General features: G+C 70.4%; 20 protein-coding genes. 11 read left to right on the top strand and 9 right to left on the bottom strand.

Going from position 1 to position 22,511, the window contains the following annotated elements; translation table 11 throughout:
- Positions 1-64: 64 nt before the first annotated feature.
- Positions 65-568 (bottom strand): metallopeptidase family protein, encoded by a 504-nt coding sequence (locus tag ACJMNC_RS03995; RefSeq protein ID WP_408946652.1) that lies wholly within the window; start codon positions 566-568, stop codon positions 65-67.
- 100 nt (positions 569-668) lie between these two features.
- Here ACJMNC_RS03995 and ACJMNC_RS03990 point away from each other — a divergent pair, with 100 nt between their 5' ends.
- Genes ACJMNC_RS03990 through manA form a run of 3 tightly spaced genes read left to right on the top strand, consistent with a single transcriptional unit; the run spans position 669 to position 3,539 of the window.
- Entirely contained in the window at positions 669-1,124 is a 456-nt protein-coding gene (locus ACJMNC_RS03990; RefSeq protein ID WP_408946651.1) for a DUF3499 domain-containing protein, read from the top strand.
- Between the two features lie 28 nt (positions 1,125-1,152).
- Positions 1,153-2,292 carry a hypothetical protein gene (locus ACJMNC_RS03985; RefSeq protein ID WP_408946650.1) on the top strand — a complete coding sequence of 380 codons (1,140 nt, stop codon included), beginning with the start codon at positions 1,153-1,155 and terminating at the stop codon, positions 2,290-2,292.
- On the top strand, positions 2,289-3,539 hold the full coding sequence (gene manA, locus ACJMNC_RS03980; RefSeq protein WP_408946649.1) for a mannose-6-phosphate isomerase, class I: 1,251 nt from the start codon (positions 2,289-2,291) through the stop codon (positions 3,537-3,539). The genes ACJMNC_RS03985 and manA overlap by 4 nt, the downstream gene beginning before the upstream one ends.
- Before the next feature lie 29 nt (positions 3,540-3,568).
- On the opposite strand, the gene ACJMNC_RS03975 is transcribed toward manA, so the two are convergent.
- Positions 3,569-4,840, bottom strand: coding sequence for a hypothetical protein (locus tag ACJMNC_RS03975; RefSeq protein WP_408946648.1), 1,272 nt, complete (start codon positions 4,838-4,840; stop codon positions 3,569-3,571).
- Between the two features lie 132 nt (positions 4,841-4,972).
- On the opposite strand from ACJMNC_RS03975, the gene eccB reads away from it, so the two are divergent.
- Complete coding sequence (gene eccB, locus ACJMNC_RS03970) at positions 4,973-6,349, top strand: type VII secretion protein EccB (RefSeq protein WP_408946647.1); 1,377 nt, start codon at positions 4,973-4,975, stop codon at positions 6,347-6,349.
- A gap of 14 nt (positions 6,350-6,363) precedes the next feature.
- Here the strand turns inward: eccB and ACJMNC_RS03965 are convergent, their stop codons facing one another.
- On the bottom strand, positions 6,364-6,990 hold the full coding sequence (locus ACJMNC_RS03965; RefSeq protein ID WP_408946646.1) for a TetR/AcrR family transcriptional regulator: 627 nt from the start codon (positions 6,988-6,990) through the stop codon (positions 6,364-6,366).
- Between the two features lie 147 nt (positions 6,991-7,137).
- Between ACJMNC_RS03965 and ACJMNC_RS03960 the strand changes: the two genes are divergently transcribed.
- From ACJMNC_RS03960 to ACJMNC_RS03940, 5 genes are all read left to right on the top strand, one after another.
- Positions 7,138-7,695 carry an NAD(P)H-dependent oxidoreductase gene (locus ACJMNC_RS03960; protein ID WP_408946645.1) on the top strand — a complete coding sequence of 186 codons (558 nt, stop codon included), beginning with the start codon at positions 7,138-7,140 and terminating at the stop codon, positions 7,693-7,695.
- Between the two features lie 437 nt (positions 7,696-8,132).
- On the top strand, positions 8,133-8,366 hold the full coding sequence (gene nrdH / locus ACJMNC_RS03955) for a glutaredoxin-like protein NrdH (protein ID WP_408946644.1): 234 nt from the start codon (positions 8,133-8,135) through the stop codon (positions 8,364-8,366).
- 10 nt (positions 8,367-8,376) lie between these two features.
- Positions 8,377-8,898 carry a class Ib ribonucleoside-diphosphate reductase assembly flavoprotein NrdI gene (gene nrdI, locus ACJMNC_RS03950; protein ID WP_408946643.1) on the top strand — a complete coding sequence of 174 codons (522 nt, stop codon included), beginning with the start codon at positions 8,377-8,379 and terminating at the stop codon, positions 8,896-8,898.
- Positions 8,899-8,953: 55 nt separating this feature from the next.
- Positions 8,954-11,152, top strand: a complete 2,199-nt coding sequence (gene nrdE / locus ACJMNC_RS03945; protein WP_408946642.1) for a class 1b ribonucleoside-diphosphate reductase subunit alpha — start codon at positions 8,954-8,956, stop codon at positions 11,150-11,152.
- Between the two features lie 293 nt (positions 11,153-11,445).
- Positions 11,446-13,500 (top strand): PhoX family protein, encoded by a 2,055-nt coding sequence (locus ACJMNC_RS03940; protein WP_408946641.1) that lies wholly within the window; start codon positions 11,446-11,448, stop codon positions 13,498-13,500.
- Positions 13,501-13,516: 16 nt separating this feature from the next.
- Here ACJMNC_RS03940 and ACJMNC_RS03935 read toward each other — a convergent pair whose 3' ends face one another.
- Together ACJMNC_RS03935 and ACJMNC_RS03930 are read right to left on the bottom strand one after the other, a co-directional pair.
- Positions 13,517-13,930 carry a lysostaphin resistance A-like protein gene (locus ACJMNC_RS03935; protein ID WP_408946640.1) on the bottom strand — a complete coding sequence of 138 codons (414 nt, stop codon included), beginning with the start codon at positions 13,928-13,930 and terminating at the stop codon, positions 13,517-13,519.
- Positions 13,931-13,942: 12 nt separating this feature from the next.
- Positions 13,943-14,071 carry a hypothetical protein gene (locus ACJMNC_RS03930; protein ID WP_408946639.1) on the bottom strand — a complete coding sequence of 43 codons (129 nt, stop codon included), beginning with the start codon at positions 14,069-14,071 and terminating at the stop codon, positions 13,943-13,945.
- A gap of 188 nt (positions 14,072-14,259) precedes the next feature.
- On the opposite strand from ACJMNC_RS03930, the gene nrdF reads away from it, so the two are divergent.
- Both nrdF and ACJMNC_RS03920 read left to right on the top strand, forming a co-directional pair.
- Positions 14,260-15,261 (top strand): class 1b ribonucleoside-diphosphate reductase subunit beta, encoded by a 1,002-nt coding sequence (gene nrdF / locus ACJMNC_RS03925; protein WP_408946638.1) that lies wholly within the window; start codon positions 14,260-14,262, stop codon positions 15,259-15,261.
- Between the two features lie 537 nt (positions 15,262-15,798).
- Positions 15,799-17,406 carry an ABC-F family ATP-binding cassette domain-containing protein gene (locus tag ACJMNC_RS03920; protein ID WP_408946637.1) on the top strand — a complete coding sequence of 536 codons (1,608 nt, stop codon included), beginning with the start codon at positions 15,799-15,801 and terminating at the stop codon, positions 17,404-17,406.
- Between the two features lie 19 nt (positions 17,407-17,425).
- On the opposite strand, the gene ACJMNC_RS03915 is transcribed toward ACJMNC_RS03920, so the two are convergent.
- From ACJMNC_RS03915 to ACJMNC_RS03900, 4 genes are all read right to left on the bottom strand, one after another.
- The gene (locus ACJMNC_RS03915; protein ID WP_408946636.1) at positions 17,426-17,878 is read right to left on the bottom strand and encodes a class I SAM-dependent methyltransferase; all 453 of its coding nucleotides are present in this window, start codon (positions 17,876-17,878) and stop codon (positions 17,426-17,428) included.
- Between the two features lie 333 nt (positions 17,879-18,211).
- Entirely contained in the window at positions 18,212-18,379 is a 168-nt protein-coding gene (locus tag ACJMNC_RS03910; protein ID WP_408946635.1) for a hypothetical protein, read from the bottom strand.
- Between the two features lie 372 nt (positions 18,380-18,751).
- Positions 18,752-20,404, bottom strand: coding sequence for an NERD domain-containing protein (locus ACJMNC_RS03905; RefSeq protein WP_408946634.1), 1,653 nt, complete (start codon positions 20,402-20,404; stop codon positions 18,752-18,754).
- Positions 20,405-20,408: 4 nt separating this feature from the next.
- Positions 20,409-22,451, bottom strand: a complete 2,043-nt coding sequence (locus ACJMNC_RS03900) for an MMPL family transporter (RefSeq protein WP_408946633.1) — start codon at positions 22,449-22,451, stop codon at positions 20,409-20,411.
- Positions 22,452-22,511 lie beyond the last annotated feature (60 nt).

Below are 22,511 nucleotides of genomic sequence, written 5' to 3'. Positions count from 1 at the left end.
CGCCGCCCGTAGACCACCGCCGGGCCGGTCCCGCCGCGTGCGCCGCGCCGGTCCGGGACGGGGGTCACGCCGCCGGGCCCCCTTCGACGGTCTCCTCGTCGAGTCCGAGGTAGACGGCCACCTGCTGGATCAGCACCTCGCGCAGGATCTCCGGCAACTCCTCCGCATCGTGGGCCCGCAGTTCCAGCGGCCGGCGGAACAGGATGATCTGCGCCCTCGTGGGCCGGCCCGCGGCATCGATGCCCGCATCGATCAGCCGGGCCAGCGGCACCGGACCGTCGGCGGTGACCTCCTCGGGCCACTGAATCGATTCCAGATCGTGCGGCAGGATGCGCGGCACCTCGTCGACGCTCAGATCGAGGTCGGTGAGCTGGTCGTGCCAGAGCGCGTCGATCGCGGCGAAGGCGTCGACGGCGGTGCGATCGAAGACGTCCGACGGTGTCCGGCGGGCGGGGATGCCCGGCGGGAACAGCGGTCCGCGCAGCCCGCGGCCCCGCCGGTCGCGGACACGACGCGGCGGATCCAGCAGCGCCCGCAGATTGCGGCGGTCAGACGGACTCGATCGCATGGCTCACCATCTTAGGCAGCGCCCGCGCGGGGTGATCTCCGGTCGCCCGCACTGCGTGTCGATGCGGCGCCCGATGGTCTTGCGCGATAGGCTGACCGGCGTGAACTCTCCTCGTCAGTGCTGCCGTCCCGGGTGCTCGCGCCTCGCTGTGGCGACGCTGACCTTTGTTTACGCCGAATCGACGGCGGTCATCGGGCCGTTGGCCGGCGCCGACGAGCCGCACTCCTGGGATCTGTGCTCCGAGCACGCCGATCGCATCACGGTGCCCGTCGGCTGGCAGATGCTGCGCAGCGAGAGCGAGTTCGTGCAGCCGGCCGAGGACTCGGAGCTGACCGCCCTGGCCGAGGCCGTCCGCGAGGCCGGCGCCGGATCGACGGCACTGGCCCCCAAGGCCGGTTTCTCCGCGCACCAAGACACCGACGATGCGCTGCCCGGACGGCACCGCGCTGACCGCCGCTCCTCCGAGCGCAGCCCTGCTCCCGGCAGCGCCCCCGCCGCCGGCCCGCGGCCGGGCCGTCGCGGCCATCTTCGCGTCCTGCCGGACCCGGTTGACTGACCCCGCGCCATCGCGCACGCTGTGAGCCATGCCCGCCATCATCGGTGACCTCGACGACGTCGAGTCCCTTCTCTCCGCCGACCGCGACGGTCTGCTGCGGTCGGCCGCCATGGCCGGGGCCCAGGTGCGGTCGGTGGCTCAGGCGCAGGCCGAGGGGGTGCTCGAACCGCTCGCGCAGGTGCGTCCGCGGGCCGTGGTGATCGTGACCGGCAGGTCGATCCTCGCCGCCCGGGCCGCGGCCCTGGTGGTGGCCGTACTCGCCGCCCGCGCCGACGTCCCGCTGGTGGTGACGCCGAGCCTGCCGGGCTGGACCGGGCCGCTGGACGTGGTGGTGATCAGCGGCCAGGACGCCGGCGACCCGCCGCTCTCCGATGCGATCACGCGGGCACTGCGGCGGCACGCCGAGGTGGCGGTTCTCGCCCCGATCGAGGGGCCGTTGCGCGAGGCCGTCGAGTCCGGTGGCCGGGCCGGTCGGGACGTGATCGATCTGTCGCCGCGGCTGTACGTCGACCCGCGGTTCGGCTACCCGGGACTGGTCGCCGGGCTGCTGGCCGTGCTCACTGCGCTCACGCAGGTCCGGCTGTCGCCGGCCCCGCCGGAGCTGGGCGGGCTCGCCGATCAGCTCGACGCGGAGGCGGCGGCCGATCACCCGCAGCAGGACAGCTTCACCAACCAGGCCAAGCTTCTGGCCCAGCGGATCGCCGGGCGGCAGTGCGTGTGGGCCGGAGACAGTCCGGGCACCACCGCCGTGGCTGCGCAGGCCGCGGCCTGCCTGTTCGCGGTCGCCGGGATCCCGGCGGCCGTCGCCGACGAGGCGGGTGCGATCGCCCGGCTCGCCGCCGCACCGGGCGATCGGGCCGCATCGATCTTCTACGATCCTGACTTCGACGAGGCGCCGCCTCCGGCGGGCAGCCGGCTGCTGCTGGTGACCACCACGGCCCGGGCCTGGCATGCGCAGCAACGCATCGGCGCACTGCCCGACGCCGGGCTGGTCACCGCCGGCGTCGTCGATCCGGAGTCGGTGCCGGTGGTCCCGGCGGGCCCGGACGAACTGTTCGGCGACGCGCCCGCCGACCTGGCCGGACATCTGCTGATCACGGTCCGCGCCGGACTGGCGGCCGCCTATCTGGCGCTGCTCGGCGAACCGGGCCACGAGGTGGGGGAATGAAGATACTCAACGGAGTGGTGCGGCCCTACGCCTGGGGTTCGCGCACGGTGATCGCGGGTCTGCAGGGCCGATCCACGCCCTCCCCGCATCCGGAGGCGGAGCTGTGGTTCGGTGCGCATCCGGCCTCCCCGGCCCGGTGCGCGGATCCTGGCGACGGAACCGATCTGCTCAGCGTGATCGACGCCGACCCGGAGCGCGAACTGGGCACGCCCACCGCCGGTGCCTACGACGGCAGGCTGCCGTTCCTGCTCAAGGTGCTCGCCGCCGAGGAGCCGTTGTCGCTGCAGGCCCACCCGAGCGCCGAACAGGCCCGGGAGGGTTTCGCCGCCGAGAACGCGCGCGGCCTGGCCGCCGACGATCCGCGGCGCAACTACCGGGACTCCTGGCACAAGCCGGAGATCGTGGTGGCCATCAGCGAGTTCGACGCGCTCGCCGGTTTCCGGGACCCGGCCCCGACCGTCGCCCTGCTGCGCTCGCTGCAGGTGCCGGGCCTGGACTCGTATCTGGGCATGCTGGCCGGTCAGCCCGATGCGGTGGGCCTGCGGGCGGTGTTCACCACCTGGCTGACCCTGCCCGAGTCGGTGATCAATGCGCTGGTGCCCGAGGTGCTGGCCGGGGCGGTCCGGGCGCTCGAGCGCGGCAGCGAGTTCGCCGACGAACTGCGTGCGGTGCTCGAACTCGGCGAGGCCTACCCGAACGATCCGGGGGTGCTGGCGGCGCTGCTGCTCAACTTCGTCCGGTTGCAGCCGGGGGAGGCGGTGTATCTGCCGGCCGGCAATCTGCACGCCTACCTGCGCGGGGTGGCCGTCGAGGCGATGGCCAACTCCGACAACGTCTTGCGCGGCGGACTCACCCCCAAACACATCGACGTCCCGGAACTGCTCCGGGTGCTCGACTTCACCCCCGTCTCGCGGGACGTGCTGATGCCGCCGGTGACGGCGGTCGGCGCCGAACGCGTCTACCAGACCCCGGCGCCGGAGTTCCGCCTGTCCCGGATCGAACTCGACGGCACCGGACTGGAGGGTCCGTCGACGATCGGCTTCGACATGCCCGGCCCGCAGATCCTGGCGGTTCTGGCCGGCCGGGTGGAGGTGGCCACGGCCGACGGCTCCGAGCGCGCGACGGTCGATTGCGGGGATGCGCTGTGGCTCTCCGACGCGGATCCGGACGTGCTGGTGCGGGCGGCCTCGAGCCGGGCCGTGCTGTTCCGCGCCCGAGTGCCGCTGGGCGCCGACGAACCGTCCTGACCGCCCCGGCCGGCCCGGCCGGCCGCGGGTCAGCGGTCGGCGAGCAGCCGGTCCTCGGCGGGACCGCGGACCAGGCGGAGAGGGAGGCTGCGGCCGCCGCCGGCGGCGATCGCCGCCCCCGGCCCGGTCTGAATGAGCGCCGGATCCGCCGGCGGCGGGACATCGGCATCGGCCGGAAGCAGCCGTAGCACCGTCGCACCCGGGGCCTGCGGCGGCGGAGCGGCGCCCTCGTGCAGCACCACCTGCGCCGGCCCGGAGTCGGCGAACCGGAGCAGATCCGGCCGTCCGGCGGCGGCGAGCAGTCCGGCCCAGTGCTGCGGGGAGTCGGTGTGCACGCAGACGGCGATGCCGAGCGCCGCGAGCCGCACCGCGATCCGCCGGGCCAGCACCTCGTCGCCGAGCAGCCAGGACCGCGGCACCTCCGGACCGGAGAGCGGCAGGGTCACCGGCCGTCCGCCGCCGTCGGCGCCGACCAGCGGTCCGGCACCGCCGATCGGCAGGAGGCCGGTGTCCAGAACGGCGGCATCGAGGACCGTACCGTCCAGGACCGCGCTCTCCGTGGCGACCCTCTCCGGGGCTGGGGCGGGCGGGGCCGCACCGTCCGGGAGTCGAGCGCCGGTCGAGTACGCGTGCGCCGCGCTCCGGGCACAGGCGTGCAGCCGCACCCGATCCGGGCCACCGCTGATGGTCAGGGCGGTAGTGCCGCCGGGGCCGGCCGCCCACACCCCTTCGAGGGCCCCGGACGGGCCGGCGACGCCGAGGGCCAGGGGACGGACCGGGGCCGCCGGCCCGGTCTCGAGGGCGACCCGGCCGAAAGTCAGGCCCACGGTCCGGCTCAGCTCGCCGACCTGTGCGGCGGTCAGCGGCCGGGCCGCCACTCCGGCCTCGCCGAGCAGTCCGGTCAGCAGCCGGGTCGCGGACCGGCAGCGGCGCACCGCCGCGGCGGCATCGCGGTCGAGGCCGGCCTCGGTGCGCAGCAGCAGATACACCGCGCGCTGTCCGGTGACGGTCAGGGGGCCGAGCAGTTCCCGGTAGGCCGGGATCACCGGGCCCGCTCCGCCCCAGCGCCGGGCGCAGGTGATCACCGAGACGGCCGAGCCGGCCGCGGCCGGGCGCCGGAGCCAGCCGGTCAGCACCGACAGCGGCAGACCGGGACCGGCGGGAACGCCGTCGTGCACCACCGGTCCGGCCGGCGGCGGCGCGAGTGCGAGCACGGTGTGCAGGCCGGTGCCGCGGCGCTGGACGCCCACCGAGCCCTCGGCGCACGGCACGTCGAAGGCCGCCGTCGCCTGCATCGCCATGAGTGCCTCCCCCGCAGCCCCGGCGCTTCCCCCGCCCGCTCCGATGCCGGTGGCGGGGTCGGGGAAAAACGTGTGGCGCCACGGTACATCGGCCTAAGGTGGCGCACACGGGATTTGATTTTCGGGGGGATCATGTCGCGACAATTCACGACGCGTGCGCAGGTGAGCGGATACCGGTTCGGGCTGGCGCGTGCCGAACACGCGCTGGTCCGCAGGGATGCGCGGATGCTGCACGATCCGCTGCGCAGCCAGTGGCGGGCGCTGATGGCCGGCGCGGTGATCGCACTGCTGGTGACGGCCGGCGCCGGGCTCTACGGGGTGATCCGGCCGCAGCCCACGGTCGGCGATGCGCGGCTGGTAGTGGCCGACTCCGGAGCGCTCTACGTTCTCGACGACGGGGTCGTTCACCCGGTCCCGAATCTGGCATCGGCCCGGCTCGTTCTCGGTGAACCTGCTGTCCCGCAACGGGTTTCACAGCGCTCGCTGGACGCCTATCCGCGCGGTGCGGCGCTGGGGGTCGCCGGCGCGCCGGCCCGGCTTCCGGCCGGCGGACCGGCCGGCTGGACGGTCTGCGACGATCCGGCGGCCGGGACGGCGGTGCTGGCCGGCCGGCCGCAGGTGAGCCGTCCCCGTCCCGGCGACGCCGCCCTGGTGAGTACGGCCGGGCAGATCTGGCTGCTCTACCGGATGCCGGCCGATGCGGAGGCCGGCGGCGGCGAGACGGTGGTCCGGGCCCGGGTCGATCCGGCCGAGACCGCGGTGCTGCGGGCGCTGCACCTCGAGCAGACGCCGGTGCGACCGGTCAGCGCCGCGCTGCTGAACACCGTTCCGGCGCAGGCGCCGCTGACCCTGCCCGGAATCGACGGCCGCGGCCGGCCCGGACCCGGCGGGCTGGCCGGTCATCCGGTGGGCAGTGTGGTGGCCACCCTGGGCGTCGACGATGCGCCGTCGTACTTCGTGGTGCTCGCCGACGGGGTGCAGCCGGTGGGTGCGGTGGCCGCCGACGCCCTGCGCCGGGCTGCAGACACCCCGCAGGTGCAGGTGCCGCGCCTGGCCCCGGGAACCCTCACCGCGCTGCCGGTGCGCCATCGGCTGCCGCTGGACTCCTTTCCGGCGGCGATCCCGCAGCCAGCCGGTCCGGGCGAGGTGCTCTGCTGGAGCCGGCTGCCCTCGGCCGGCGGCGGCACCGACGACCGGCTGATCGTCGCCGGATCGATTCCGGTGCCCGACGGCGGCGCGGTGCGGCGGCTGGTCTCCGCCGACGGCGGGGGACCGGGCCTGGACGGACTGTATCTGCGACCGGGCAGCGGCTACCGGGTGCGCAGCGGCGGCGAGCACTTCATCGGCGACGACGGTGTGCGCTATCGCCTCACCGGCGCGGACACCGCCGCGGTGCTCGGTCTGGCCGAGGTTCCGCAGGAGGCGCCGTGGCCGGTGATCTCACTGCTGCCGGCCGGGCCGGCACTGAGCCGGGAGGCGGCGCTGACCGCCCGCGATGCCCCGGGCTGAGCTGTTCGGCCGCCTCAGCCGAGTCCGGAGAGCAGCAGCCGGACCATCGTCTCCCAGTCGTCGGCGATCTGCTCGCGGCTCAGCCCCACCACGTCGAGCAGGTGGCGCACCGCCATCGCATCGAGGGGCGCCTGCACGGCGTTGGCCACCACTTCCAGGTGGCCCGGGTAGCCCAGATCCCGCAGCAGCAGCTGCACGTGCTGGGTGGACACGGCCCAGACCGGGTGGCTGAGCCGGTCGGGATTGTCGGCGCCGGCCTCGAGCAGGATGTCGAGATGGTCGACGGTCATCTTCAGCCGGGTGCGGCCGTAGGCGATCAGCCGCTCCAGCGGCGGCGCGCCCGGCCCGAGCGGCTCGGGGCCGGACAGGAAGGCCTGCTGCAGCGCCGATTCGGAGTGGTCGAGCAGTGCCATCATCAGCCCGTTGCGGCTGCCGAAGCGCCGGAAGACGGTGCCCTTGCCCACCCCGGCCTCGCGGGCGACGGCGTCCATCGTCACCGCGGCGGCGCCGTGATTGTCGATGAGGGTCTTGGCCGCGGCCAGCAGCAGTTGCCGGTTCCGTGCCGCGTCCGCCCGTTCGGTGCTCACGGCCCCACCGGTGACGAGAGGGAGGTCGAGAGGGTGCGGACGGTCGGCGATCATGCCTGCACGATACTCGGTGACCTGCACAGACCGCCGCACCGCCCGCCCCGGTGATTCGAATCACGGTGACTTCAGGGATGGACATCGGACCGCGGTCCGTTTAAATGGTGGTCGATAGTGCTCGAACGATGACTAAGGAGAATGCGTATGTCGGATCGTCAACTGCGGGTGGTCGTGCTGGTGGGAAGCCTGCGCCGGGAGTCGGTCAACCGCCGCCTGGCCGAGCTCGCCGTCGCCCACGCGCCCGAACAGATCGACGTGCAGGTCGCCGAGGATCTGCACCTGCTGCCCTTCTACAACGAGGACGATGATCTCGACGGGCTGCGGGACGGACGGGTGGACGCGCTGCGCGCCCAGGTCGGCGAGGCCGATGCCCTGCTGGTGGTGACCCCGGAGTACAACGGCGGATCGCCGGCCGTGCTGCGCAACGCCATCGACTGGCTCTCCCGCCCGTACGGCAACGGCGCCCTGGCGGGGCTGCCGGTGGGCGTGATCGGTGCCGCACTGGGCCGGTACGCCGGCACCTGGGCCCGCGAGGACGTCCGTAAGGCCGCCGGGATCGCCGGCGCACAGGTCCTCGCCGAGGTCGAGCTGGGGCTGGCCACCAGCGGACTCGAGGAGGGCTGGGCCGGTGAACCGGAACTGGTCGATCAGGTGACCGCCGCGGTGCGCCGTCTGGTCGACGAGGTGGCCGTCGACGCGTGAGCTCACCGGCCGGTCCACAGGTGCCGCCCGGCTGCGGGGGATAAGCGTGTGGACCGGCTGTGGAGTGCTGTGGACGGGTGTGGATTCCGACACGCCCAACACACCGAGACACGCCGGACGGCCTGTGGACGAGCAGAGGACGACCTGCAAGTTTCACGAATGTTATTCACAAGTTCTTGTGGTGACGAGAAAAGTCAGACACAAGGTGTAGTGTTTGGGGAGTCCGGCAGGCAGACCCGGTCAGAGGAAATGACATGACGGTCATTTGCCCTCGTAGACGGCCTGAATCCGCCCGCCCGGACCCGCCGAACGGACGGATTCCGCCCGGAGGGCACCGTTGGGGCCTGACCAGTCCACACAGCGACCTGACAAGTCCAGACAGTCCAGTTTCCACCAGCACAGACACCACAGTCTTCAACTCACCCGAGGAGTCAGCGATGGCGATCACCGTCTACACCAAGCCGGCATGCGTGCAGTGCAATGCGACCTACAAAGCTCTGGACAAGCTCGGTCTGGAGTACGACGTCGTCGACATCAGCCAGGACGACGAGGCTCGCGACTACGTGATGGCGCTGGGCTACCTGCAGGCCCCGGTCGTCGTCGACGGCGACGAGCACTGGTCGGGCTTCCGTCCGGACCGCATCAAGGCCCTCGCCGCGCGCGTCGCCTGATCGGCCGGTCATGTCTGCCGTCGTCGCACACGGACACCGGGTCGGCAGCGCCGGCCCGGATGCCCGCGACGGTCTGCCGCTGATCGTGTACTTCTCCTCCGTGTCGGAGAACACCCACCGCTTCGTCGAGAAGCTCGGGACCCGTGCGGCCCGTATCCCGCTGATCGACCGCACCGGCGACTTCCGGGTGGACGAGCCGTACGTGCTGGTCTGCCCCACCTACGGCGGCGGCAAGATCAGCGATCGGGGAGAAGCCGCCGGCGCGACCGCCGGGACCGGCGGGGGATACGTCCCCAAGCAGGTCATCAAATTCCTCAACGACGAGCACAACCGGTCGCTCATCCGCGGCGTGATCGCGGCGGGCAATACCAACTTCGGCGCCGAGTTCTGTCTGGCCGGCGACATCGTCTCGAACAAATGTCAGGTCCCGTACCTGTACCGGTTCGAGCTGATGGGCACCTCCGACGACGTCGATCGGGTGCGCGCCGGACTCGCCGAGTTCGCCGCCGGTCCCGCCTTCACCCGGTCCTGACCGGCCCTCTCATCCCGTTCTCCCTGTTGTTCTGCAGTTCCCTTTAGGAGTCATCGTGTCGCCCACCGCAGTTCCCGTGTCTGATTCCACCGTCTCGGCCAGCGTGTCCGGCGTGCACGCCTCCCCGGCGGGTCACGATCCGGGCGAACTCGACTTCCACGCGCTCAACGCGATGCTCAACCTGTACGACGCGGACGGGAACATCCAGTTCGACAAGGACCGGGAGGCGGCGCGGCAGTACTTCCTGCAGCACGTCAACCAGAACACCGTCTTCTTCCACGACCTCGACGAGAAGCTCGACTACCTGGTCGAGGAGAACTACTACGAGCCGGAGGTGCTCGAGCAGTACGACCGCGAGTTCGTCAAACTGCTCTTCGGGCACGCCTACGCCAAGAAGTTCCGCTTCCCGACCTTCCTCGGGGCGTTCAAGTACTACACCAGCTACACGCTCAAGACCTTCGACGGCAAGCGCTTCCTGGAGCGCTTCGAGGACCGCGTGTGCATGGTGGCGCTGACCCTCGCGGCCGGCGACACCGCCCTCGCCCGCAACCTCGTCGACGAGATCATCGACGGCCGTTTCCAGCCGGCCACCCCCACCTTCCTCAACTCGGGCAAGAAGCAGCGCGGTGAGCCGGTGTCCTGCTTCCTGCTGCGCATCGAGGACAACATGGAGTCCATCGGCCGCTCCATCAACTCGGCGCTGCAGCTGTCCAAGCGCGGCGGCGGGGTGGCGCTGCTGCTGAGCAATGTCCGCGAGCACGGCGCCCCGATCAAGAAGATCGAGAACCAGAGCAGCGGCGTCATCCCGATCATGAAGCTGCTCGAGGACTCGTTCAGCTACGCCAACCAGCTCGGCGCCCGGCAGGGGGCCGGTGCGGTGTACCTGCACGCCCACCACCCGGACATCTACCGCTTCCTCGACACCAAGCGGGAGAACGCCGACGAGAAGATCCGCATCAAGACCCTCTCGCTGGGGGTGGTGATCCCCGACATCACCTTCGAGCTGGCCAAGAACAACGACGACATGTACCTGTTCAGCCCGTACGACGTCGAGCGCATCTACGGCACGCCGTTCGCCGACATCAACGTCTCGGACAAGTACCACGAGATGGTCGAGGACAAGCGGATCCGCAAGACCAAGATCAAGGCGCGCGAGTTCTTCCAGACCCTCGCCGAGCTGCAGTTCGAGTCCGGCTACCCGTACATCATGTTCGAGGACACGGTGAACCGGGCCAATCCGATCGACGGCAAGGTGACCCACTCGAACCTGTGCTCGGAGATCCTGCAGGTGTCGACGCCGTCGACCTTCAACGACGACCTGTCCTACTCGCACGTCGGCCGGGACATCTCCTGCAACCTCGGATCGATGAACATCGCCAAGACGATGGACTCGCCGGACTTCGGCCACTCCATCGAGACCGCGATCCGCGGGCTCACCGCGGTGTCCGACCAGACCTCCATCGACTCGGTGCCGTCCATCCGGCGCGCCAACGACGAAGGCCACGCCATCGGCCTGGGGCAGATGAACCTGCACGGCTACCTGGCCCGCGAGCGCATCTTCTACGGCAGCGAGGAGGGCATCGACTTCACGAACATCTACTTCTACACGGTGCTCTATCACGCACTGCGCGCCTCGAATCGCATTGCGCGCGAACGGGGCAGCGCTTTCGCTGGCTTCGAGAAGAGCAAGTACGCCAGCGGCGAGTTCTTCGACAAGTACACCGAGCAGGTGTGGGAGCCGGCCACCGACAAGGTCCGCCGGATCTTCGCCGACGCCGGTATCGCGGTGCCCACCCAGGACGACTGGCTCGAGCTCAAGGCGGCCGTGCAGCGCGACGGCATCTACAACCAGAATCTGCAGGCGGTGCCGCCGACCGGATCGATCAGCTACATCAACCACTCGACCAGTTCGATTCACCCGGTGGCCTCGAAGATCGAGATCCGCAAGGAAGGCAAGATCGGCCGCGTCTACTACCCCGCGCCGTACCTGACCAACGACAACCTGGAGTACTACCAGGACGCCTACGAGATCGGCTACGAGAAGGTCATCGACACCTACGCCGCCGCCACCCAGCACGTCGACCAGGGGCTGAGCCTGACGCTGTTCTTCAAGGACACCGCCACCACCCGCGACGTCAACAAGGCGCAGATCTACGCCTGGCGCAAGGGCATCAAGACGCTCTACTACATCCGCCTGCGGCAGATGGCCCTCGAAGGCACTGAGGTGGAGGGCTGCGTCAGCTGCATGTTGTGATTATTTGCCCTGGTGAATAATTGTGGTTTTCCCTGTTTCTTGGACCGTGTTCAAGGACAGGGGAAATCCGCATCTCGCACACGAACAGGGGCATCGTCACAGAGTCATGCCGGCACTGTCAGGACGACCGGAAGGATTGCGATTCCGGGTGCGGAAGCCTGAGGAGCCTGTCTCGCAACGTCTGACGTTCAACTCCGGTTTGCACCGGTGTCGGCGCGCGTTCTCCCGCGCTCCCTAGCGTGTCTCGGGTGTCGGTCCGCAGCCCGGACTCTACGACCTCTGGAGGCTATCGCGTGCGTATTCCCTTGCAGCTGTTCACTTCTGCCGCCACCGGTGCGGCCGGACGATCATCCCGCTCCCAGCTGACCTGCCGCTACAAATGCGGTGAGGCGTGCTGGCACGAGCCGGGGAACACCAGCGGCAACGAGTACTTCCGCGATGTGGCCCGCACCGCGCTGTCCCGCCGGAGCCTGCTCAAGGGCTCCCTGGCGACGGCGGTCGCCGTGGGCGCCGGTTCGGTGCTCGCCGCCTGCGGCGACGACCAGTCGTCGTCCGGCGGCAGCGGCGCCGGCGGTCCGCTCGAGGGCATGCGGTTCGAGCCGGTGGCGGCCAATACCGATGACGCTCTGCGGATTCCGGACGGCTACCGGCAGCAGGTTGTCATCCGCTGGGGCGATCCGGTGCTGCCCGGTGCGCCGGAGTTCGACTTCGACAACCAGACCCCGGAGGCGCAGGCCGGGCAGTTCGGCTTCAACAACGACTTCGCCGGGCTGATCCCGGTGGAGGGCGAGGCGAACCACTACTACCTGGTGTGCAACCAGGAGTACACCACCGAGGCGATGATGTTCCGCGACTACACCGAGAAGCAGCCCACCGAGGCGCAGGCCCGGACGTCGATGGCCGCCCACGGCATCACCGTGCTCGAGGTGGAGGGCAGCGACCGGGACGGCTCACTGACTCCGGTCATCGGACAGCGCAACCGGCGCATCACCGCCTCCACGCCGTTCCGGCTGGTCGGTCCGGCGGCCGGCACAGAGCTGGTGCGCACCGCCGACGACCCTGACGGCAGGACCGTGCTGGGCACCATCGCCAACTGTTCCGGCGGCATCACCCCGTGGGGCACCATGCTCTCGGGGGAGGAGAACTACAACAACTACTTCATGAACGCGAGCGCGGTCACCGACCCGACGGCCGCGGACCGGCTGGCCCGCTACAGCTTCGAGGACGACGCCGACTACCACCAGTGGGGGCGCTACGAGAAGCGCTTCGATCTGGCTGTCGAACCCAACGAGGCCAACCGCTTCGGCTACATCGTCGAGGTGGACCCGCATGATCCGTCGTCCGTGCCGGTCAAACATTCCTCGCTCGGCCGGCTCAAGCACGAGTCGGCCAACATCTACGTCGTCCCCGACGGTCCGGACGCCGGCACCGTGGTCACGTACACCGGCGACGACGAACGCTTCGAATACATCTACAAGTTCGTCTCCAGCCGCAAGATCGACCAGGCCGGCACCGCCGCCGCCCGCCGCAACAACATGCGGATCCTCTCCGAGGGCACCCTCTACGTGGCCTCGTTCACCGGTGATGCGCCGGTCACCGTCACCGATGCGGCCGGCAGCGGACGCTGGCACAAACTGCTGACCGTCGGCGCCGACGGCGCCGCGACCTCCCACATCACCGGCATGACCCCGGCCGAGGTGGCCGTGTTCACCCGGCTCGCGGCCGATAAGGCCGGGGCCACCAAGATGGACCGCCCCGAGGACATCGAGCCGCACCCGGCCACCGGCAAGGTGTACTGCGCGCTCACCAACAACACCAAGCGCGGGGTGGACGGCAAGCCGGGCGCCGACGCGGTCAACCCGCGCAACGAGAACAAGAACGGCCAGATCCTCGAGATCACCGACAACCACGCCGGCGAGGACCTCACCTGGGATCTGCTGCTGGTGTGCGGCGATCCGGCCGAGGCCGACACCTACTACGGCGGCTTCGACAAGACCAAGGTCAGCCCCATCTCCTGCCCGGACAACGTCGCCTTCGACCCGCACGGCAACCTGTGGATCTCCACCGACGGCAATGCGCTCGAAAGCAACGACGGTCTGTTCGCGGTGGCCCTCGACGGCGACCGGCGCGGTGAGACCAAACAGTTCCTCACCGTCCCGCGCGGCGCCGAGACCTGCGGGCCGATCATCGGCGACAAGCGGGTGGTGGTCTGCGTCCAGCACCCCGGTGAGGACGACGACGCCACCGTCGACAAGCCCCTCTCGCACTGGCCGGACGGCGGGAAGTCGCAGCCGCGGCCGGCGGTGGTGGCGGTCTACCGCGACGACCACGCCGGTATCGGCGTCTGACGCGCGGCGGCGGGCCTCAGCTCAGCTGCCAGGCCAGTGCCGAGGCGACCGCTCCGGCACCGTTGGCCACCCAGTGCAGGGTGATGCACGGCAGCAGGCTGCCGGTGTGCACCCGCAGCCAGCCCAGGATCAGGCCGGCGATCGTGGTGAAGGCGACGGCGCCGAGGACGCCGAGCACGGTGCCGATCGTGCCGCGGCCGACGGCATCGCCGAGGCCCTCGTTGCTGGCCGACAGCCCGGTCGAGGACACGATGTGCCACAGGCCGAAGAGCAGGGCCTGCGCGATCACCGCGGTGCGCACCGAATGCCGGCGCAGCAACGCGCCCAGCAGCGCCCCGCGGCCCAGGGCGGCCGGCGACAGGCCCAGGTCGGCCCCGCGCAGCCCCGAGCCGACCCCCAGGACCACCGCCGCGGCGGCGGCCAGGGCCACCGCCCAGCTCGACTAGGTGCCCTCGGTGAAGTGCATGGTCAGCTCGCCGGCGAACATCCCGGCCACCAGGACGCCGAGCAGGTAGTAGTAACGCACCCGGCGTCGGATCAGCGCCCCGGGATCGCCGCTCTTCACGCCCATGACCACTCCGCCTCGCCGACTCCGATCCGTAACCCTAGCGCGGATTCCCGACACGCCCGGGCTGCCGAAACCACCGACACGCCGGTGCGGGTCGGGACACACCATCTTGTGGTCGAACGGGCCCCTCGACGCAACGCGTAGTGTTGACAGCACCGTTCGTTCAGACCTTCACAGAAGCCCGAGGTGCCATGTCTGCGTCCGCTCACAGCCCTGCTGGTGGGGCCCCGATCAAGCTGGTCGATCGTGTCTCCGCGATCAACTGGAATCGTGTTCCCGACGAGAAGGACGCGGAGGTCTGGGATCGGCTCACCGGCAACTTCTGGCTGCCGGAGAAGGTGCCGGTGTCCAACGACATCCCGTCCTGGGGCACCCTCACCGAATACGAGCAGCAGCTCACCATGCGGGTGTTCACCGGCCTGACCCTGCTCGACACCATTCAGGGCACCGTCGGTGCGGTCTCGCTCATCCCGGATGCGACCACCCCGCACGAGGAGGCGGTGCTCACCAACATCGCGTTCATGGAGTCGGTGCACGCCAAGAGCTACAGCTCGATCTTCTCCACCCTCTGCTCCACCAAGGAGATCGACGAGGCCTTCCGCTGGTCGGAGGAGAACGAGTACCTCCAGCGCAAGGCGCACGTGGTGATGGACTACTACCGCGGCGACGACCCGCTCAAGCGCAAGGTGGCCTCCACGCTGCTCGAGTCGTTCCTCTTCTACTCCGGCTTCTACCTCCCGATGTACTGGAGCAGCCGGGCCAAGCTGACGAACACCGCCGACATGATCCGCCTGATCATCCGCGACGAGGCCGTGCACGGCTACTACATCGGCTACAAGTACCAGCGCGGACTCGAGATCGAGACCCCTGAGCGCCGGGCGGAGCTCAAGGAGTACACCTTCGACCTGCTCTACGACCTGTACGACAACGAGACCGACTACACCGAGTCGCTCTACGACGAGGTCGGGCTGTCCGAGGACGTCAAGAAGTTCCTGCGCTACAACGCCAACAAGGCGCTGATGAACCTCGGCTACGAGGCGATGTTCCCCAAGGACGAGACCGGTGTGAACCCGGCCATCCTCTCCGCGCTCTCGCCCAACGCTGACGAGAACCACGACTTCTTCTCCGGCTCGGGCAGCTCGTATGTGATCGGCAAGGCCGTCAACACCGAAGACGAGGACTGGGACTTCTAAGGACTGGGACTTCTAAGGACCGGCACCTTCCGCACCCCTGATCCCGCTGACCGCCCGCACGGGCGGTCAGCGGGATTCTTCGTCGGTGCACTGCGGTCCGCCGGCAGCGGTGCCGTTGCCGCACCGTGAATACGATGGGCCGTGCGGCCCGCGGCTGGTAGAGTCGGCGCCGTGGAGATGATCGAGGTCGACAGAGCCTAGCCGCCGAACTGCCGGTGGCTTTCACCCGTGCGGGCACCGCCCGCCTCCGTGGGCGATCATCGTCCAACCTCCGCGCGTGAGCCGGTCCCGTTCCGGGATATCAAGGGCCCGTGTGGTTTTCACCGGCGGATTCGCATCGCACCGAGACATCATTCCGAGTGCACGGGTGCGGGCGTGCGGCTGCGTCTGTCAGACGACTCAGGCTTCGGCGCGACGTCCGGGTGACGGCTCCAGATCGTCGACGCCCCTCAGAGGCCCAGCGTCACCGCTCGCCGCATCGGCACGGTTCCCGTCCCGCCCTCCGGCGGTTGACGGCAGAGAAAGAGAAGTACCGCCATGTCCACCAAGTCCGCGATCACCCTGCGCGATCTGACCTTCGAATGGCCCGACGGCAGCATCGCCCTCGACCACGTCAACGGCACCTTCAGCACCGGCCGAACCGGGCTGATCGGCCGCAACGGTGCCGGCAAATCCACCCTGCTGCGACTGATCGCAGGGGAGCTGCGGCCGAGCGCCGGCCACATCGACACCATCGGGGAAGTCGGGTATCTGCCGCAGACGCTCACCCTGCGACCGGACACGACGGTCGGTGAACTGCTCGGCATCGAGCCGATCCTCGAGGCGATGCGGGCGATCGAGTCCGGCGACGCCGACCCGCGTCACTTCGACACGATCGGCGACGACTGGGACATCGAGGCCCGCGCCGACGAAGCCCTGGACCAGATCGGCTTCTCCGCCGCCGACCTCGACCGCCGGGTCGCCGAGGTCTCCGGAGGCGAGAGCATGCTCATCGCCATCACCGGTCTGCGCCTGCGCCGCACCCCGATCACACTGCTCGACGAGCCCACCAACAACCTCGATCGCGCGACCCGGGCGCGGCTGGCCGGGTTCGTCGACGAGTGGCCGGGCACCCTCGTCGTCGTCAGCCACGACCTCGAGTTGCTCGAGCACATGGACAACACCACTGAGCTCTACGGCGGGAGCCTCGACACCTTCGGCGGCCCGTACAGCGCCTGGAAAGCGCATCAGGAGCAGGAGCAGGCCGCCGCGGCGCAGGCCGCGCGTTCGGCTCAGCAGACCCTGAAAGTGGAGAAGAAGCAGCGCATCGAGGCGGAGACCAAGCTCGCGCGCCGCGAGCGAACAGGCAGGAAGACACAGAGGGACGGCGGCATCCCCAAGATCGTCGCGGGGAACCGTGCCAGCAAAGCACAGGTCTCCGCCGGATCGATGCGGTCGACGCTCGATGACAAGGTCCAGGCCGCGCAGGCAGCTCTCGACGCGGCCGACGCCCGCGTCCGCGACGACGAGCACATCCATCTCGACCTGCCCGACCCCGACGTTCCGCGCGGGCGGCGCCTGGCCGAGCTGGAGGATCAGGATCGGACCGTCGTCGTCCAGGGGCCGGAACGGGTGGCACTGGTCGGCCCGAACGGCGCCGGGAAGTCGACGCTGATCCACCAGCTCCTCGGGCGGACCGAGCCGGTGGCCGGACGTCCCCACGGCCGGCTCGTCACCGACCGCGTCGGCTACCTGCCACAGCGTCTCGACGGGCTCGACGACGACGCCGGCGCGATCGAGAACGTACAGGCCGTCGCACCCGCGACGCCTCCCGGCACCATCCGCAACCAGCTCGCCCGGCTGCTGCTGCGCGGTGACAGCGTCGACCGCCCGGTACGCACCCTCTCCGGCGGCGAACGGTTCCGGGTCTGCCTGGCGCGGCTGCTCCTGGCCGATCCGCCCGCCCAGCTGCTGATCATGGACGAGCCGACGAACAATCTCGACATCACCAGCGTCGAGCAGCTCGCCGAGGCACTCGACGCGTACCGCGGCGCACTGCTCATCGTCAGCCACGACGTCACCTTCCTCGAGCGGATCGGCGTCGAGACCATTGTCGAACTCGACGGGCACGGGCGGATGCGGCAGCGCCGGGAGCTCGGCGGCTGAGCCGGCGGCCGCCGGCGGATCAGGTGGCGCGGTGGGTGCGGACGATCATGTCGCGCAAGGTGATTGGGGCTGCGCCGGGGCCCGCGGTTCGGGTGTTCTCATAGGCGGAGTCGATTTGCCAGCCCGCGGCGCCGAACACGTCCAGGGCGCCCTCGAGCGTGGCCGTCGCCTCCTCGGGGTGGTGGTCGCCGCCGCCGGCGGCGTGGTGCAGATGTCCGATGACGAGCATCGTGCCGCCGGGGGCCACACATTCGGCCAGGCGCCGGTAGAGAGCGAGTTGGCCGATATCGGCGTGCGCGTAGCTGGTGACGACGAGATCCCAGGTCTGTGCAGGCTCCCATCGGGCGAGATCTGCTTGCACCCAACGGATCCGGGAGTCCAGGCCGGTCTGCGCGGCGCGGGCTCGCGCGGTGGACAGCGCGGTCGCCGAGATGTCGGCGGCGGTGACCGTCCAGCGTGGTCGGCGAGCCACATCGCCTCTGTTCCGGTACCGCACCCGGCGTCGAGCGCCCTCCGGGCGGGCAGATCCGCGGTCTCCGCCGGAAGATACGGATTGACGGGCATGCGCTGATCGTCGTGCCCGGGTGCTGTGCTCCAGTGGTCCTCCCAGTAGCTCGCGTCGAATTCGGTCGTCACGCGCGGTCTGTGCTGCTCGTCTGCTGTGCCCGCGGCGTCGTCCTCTCTCATCGTCGGGTGTGGTACCGACAGGATCGACCCGTGTCGACACAAATGGCAAACATTATTGCGAATAGCAAAGTGGCGGCAGGGCCGGCGGCGCCCACATCCGGGCACGCTCGGCGGGAAGCTAGGCGCGCGGGGCGGGCCCGCCGGGGGATCCGGTGTGGTCCACGCGGAAGACGACTCTGCCGGACGGTCGGGGTGCTCCTTGCTCGATCCAGTCCGAGAGCCCCGTCCAGTTGCGGACGTCCAGATCGCCGGTCTGGAGCTGCTCGTCGGCGGAGAGGAGGGGCATCTCGCCGGCGAGGTCGGCTTCGGATCCGAGGAAGAAGCTCGTGATCGACCGGCCGGAGGTCGCGGGGTCGGCGACGAAGGCGCCGTAGGGGAACTGCTCGTCCGCGCCCGCCGAGTGGCCGAGTGCGATGACGGTGGCGCCGGGATGGAGGAGAGCGTAGGTCTCGACCCGAGGAGCCGTAGGGTGCGGCGGTGACCTTCGTCGCGTGCGACGGCGACGACGTACGCGCCGGACTGCGCAGCGAGCTGCACCGCGAACCTCCCGACCGCGCTCGACGCTCCCACGATCAGGACGCGTCGACCCACCGCTATTCCACGCGCCGGGTGCTCGCGCCGTGCGGCCGGCGGTGCGGGCGTTGCGGATCGACCTCGCCTACAACCCCAGCCGGGCCGCCACCTCGGGGCCGCCGATCGTCCGGATGTCGTCCGGATCGCCGCACACCACCAACTGGTCGCGGGCCCGGGACAGGCCCACGTACAGGCGTTCGGGGGAGCGCTCCTGAATCTCCTTCTCGTTCAGGGCGAGCACCACGGCACGGCGCTCGAGCCCCTTGAAACCGAGAACGTGCCCGTAGAAGACCTGGTCGGTATCCCAGAAGGTGTCCCAGTACGCCTCGGGGCCGTCCTCGTTGCGGGCCACCTGCTCGGGATGGCGGCTGCCGGTGGTCAACAGGGCCAGGTCCTCGGGCCGCCAGCCGGCATCCATCAGCGCCTCGATCTGATCGTCGGCGACGTCGACGGCCTCCTCGCGGGCGCACGGAACCACGGTCACCTCCGGTCCGTCGCCGCCGCGCAGCCGCATCCGCTGGCCGACCAGGGGAGAGAACGACGACGCGATCTGTCGGGTGTTCCGCAGATTGTGGTCGAGCACCAGCGGCACCAGCGGCACCGGCGGGGAGCCGGTGCGGTCGAAGACCCGCTGCGCCTCGTCGCTGAACAGAAAGATCCCCGACTCCTCGGGATCGGTGAGCGCGGCCAGCAGGGGTGGCCACCAGCCGTCCGCGAAGTCCTGCGCCTCGTCGACCACGATCGCGTCGAACCGGCGCTCGGGCGTGAGTTCCTGTGCGAGCCGGGTCATCTCGGCCGGCAGCTCATGCTCCCAGAAGTCCTGTGTCTGCGCCGTACGCACCGACTCGGGCGGAGCGCTCGCGGCACCCCAGCCGACGCCGAGCTGATGGAACTCGCCGACATAGGCCGGTTTCTCGTTGTACTTCCAGCCGGCGACGGTGCGCTTGAGATACGACGACTGTCCGTGCGAATAGCAGAGCAGCGCCACTCGCAGGCCGTCCTTGGTGAGTCTGCGCGCCTGTTCGAGGGCCAGGAAGGTCTTGCCGCTGCCCGCGCCGCCGCGCACCTCCACCCGCTGCAGCAGTGCGATGGCGCCCAGCAGCGTCGCCTGCTCGGCGGTCAGCAGGTCGGCCCGGGTCTCGTTCTCCAGCGATCGGGCCACCACGTCGCGTTGCGGCAGGCCGCGCCCGGCCAGCGTGGTCTGCAACTGGGCGATGCCGATCTCGCTGAGCATCGGCAGATCCTGCTGCTTCTGCAGCGGCACCCGCCGGATCAGCGGAAACAGCTGATCGAGCTGATCGCGGTCGATCACCTTCCACCGTGGGCAGTCCGGCAGCGCGAAGTCCCGGCCCACGCGGCTGTGCGGAAAGAGCACCAGGTGATCCCACCGCAGGCGCCCCTGCGTCCAGGCCGGATGGCCTTCGACGTACTCGCGCAGCGCGTAGAGCGCGCCGCGCGCCTGCTCGACGGGATCGATCACCTTCGGCGGACCGGACGGCCGGGCCTGCAGCCAGTCCTGGCCGTCATGCCACACCTCGCCGCCCTTGACCTCCAGGCAGACGATGCCGGCGCCCTCGACGGCCACCAGGAAGTCGGCCTCGTGGTCCTTGGCGTGATCGGTGACCCGCTGGCCGTAGACCACCAGGTCCTCGTCGCCGAGCTGCTCGCACAACAGGTTCCAGACATACTCCTCGGAGGCGTTGGTGAAGCGCGGGGACTCGGGAATCAGGTGAGGCATGAGGTCACCGCCGATCCAGGCCCGACGGCCACCAGATGCGCCGGCCCACGTCCACCGTGACGGCCGGCACCAGCAGCGAGCGCACGATCAACGTGTCGATCAGGATCCCGGCCGCCACCAGGAACGCCACCTGTGCGAGGAAGAGCAGGGGGATCACCGCCAGCGCCGAAAAGGTGGCCGCCAGCACGATGCCGGCCGCACTGATCACCCCGCCGGTGCTGGTGAGCGCGACCAGCATGCCCTCGCGGGTGCCCCGCAGCCGGGCCTCTTCCCGTGCGCGGCTCATCAGGAAGATCGTGTAGTCCACGCCCATCGCCACCAGGAAGACGAAGGCGAACAGCGGCACCGTCGGGTCGGCGCCCGGAAAGCCGAACGGCCCGTTGAACAGCAGGGCGGCGATACCCAGGGTGGTGGCGAACGAGAGCACGGTGGCCCCGAGCAGAAGCAATGGCGCCGCCACCGAGCGCAGCAGCAGGATCAGCACCACGAAGACCACCGCGAGCACCATCGGGATGATCAGATCGCGGTCGCGCTCGGCGACCGTGCGGGTGTCCAGATCGACGGCGGTGGCCCCGCCGATCCGGGCCTGCCCGGGCAGTGCGTGCACCGCCTCGCGCAGCGCGACGACGGTGTCCTGGGCGCGCAGAGAATCGGGATCATCGCTGAGCGTCACCCGGACCGCGGCGCGCCCGTCGTGGGTCACCGGTCCGTCGGTCCCGGTCAGCACCGTCGCCGAGGCCACGCCGTCGGTGCCGGTGGCCGCCTCGGCCGCCGCCGGCGCCTGTCCGGCGTCGATCAGGATCCAGGTGGGGGTGCCCGAGCCGGCGTCGAAATGTGCGGCGTGCAGGTCGGATCCGCGGACCGACTCCACGTCGCCGAGGAAGAAGTCCTCGGTGGCCACCCCGTCGGCCCGGAACATCGGGGCGAAGGCCGCCCCGGCCAGCAGCACCAGCAGGGTGATCGCCCAGACCTTGCGCGGGGCGGCGGCGACCATCCCGGCCACCCGGCGCCACAGCCGGTGCGGCTCGGCGTCGGCGGCGGGCGGACGCGGCCAGAACACCGGTTTGCCCAGGACGGCCAGCACGGCCGGCAGGAAGGTGGTGGAGGCGAGGAAGGCGGCGACGATGCCCAGCGCGGCGATCGGGCCGAGGCTGCGGTTGGAGTTCAGGTCGGAGGCGAGCAGGCACAGCACGCCGAGGATCACGGTGCCGGCGGACGCCCCGATCGGGGGCAGGGTGGCCTTCCACGCCGTCCACAGTGCGCGCCGCGGATCGTCGGTCTCACCGAGCAACTCCCGGTACCGCGCCACCAGCAGCAGGGCGTAATCGGTGGCCGCACCGAAGACCAGGATGAACAGGATCCCCTGGCTCTGGCCGTTCAGTTCGAGTGCACCGGCGTCGGCGAGCAGATACACGATCCCGGAGGCCAGGGCCAGGGCGAGCACCGCGGAGACCAGCACCACGATCGGCAGGATAGGCGAGCGGTAGACGATCACCAGGATCACCAGCACCAGCACCCCGGCCACCAGCAGCAGCAGGCCGTCGATACCGGCGAAGGCCCCCGACAGATCCGCGGCCTGCGCCGCCGGACCGGTCACCGCCACCGTCAGCCCCGGCGGGGCGTTCTGCAGGGCCTCGCGCAACTGCGCGATCGGCTCCTTCGGCTTGCCGTCGGTGGACACCAGCACGAACTGCTGCGCGGCCTCGCCGTCGGCCGAGGGCAGCACCGGGGAGAACTCGGGGGCGAAGCCGCTCGCCCCGGCCAGCGGAGCCGTGGCCTGCCGCAGGAAGTCCTGATCGGCGGCCGTCAGCCCGGAATCGCGTTCGGCGACGACGATCGCCGGGAAGTAGTCGGTGTCGGTGAACGCCGGCAGTTCGTCGGCGACCCTGGTCGATTCGGCCGAGGCGGGCAGGAACGCGCTCTGGTCGGTGGTGGTGACCGACGCCAGCTTGCCGGTGAGCGGGCCGGCCACCCCGCCGATACCGAGCCACACCAGGATCAGCACCGCGGGAAGCAGCCGGCGGCCCACTGCGCGAGGAGTTCTCATGCGTCGTCTCTTCCGGTCGGGGTGATCGGTTCGGGGTGATCGGTTCAGGGTCGATAGGTT

Source organism: Gordonia sp. VNK21 (genome assembly GCF_046098115.1).
In the GTDB taxonomy this organism is placed as follows: Bacteria; Actinomycetota; Actinomycetes; order Mycobacteriales; family Mycobacteriaceae; genus Gordonia.
Note: the sequence above shows the minus strand (reverse complement) of the source record. Positions and strands in the feature narration are given on the sequence as shown.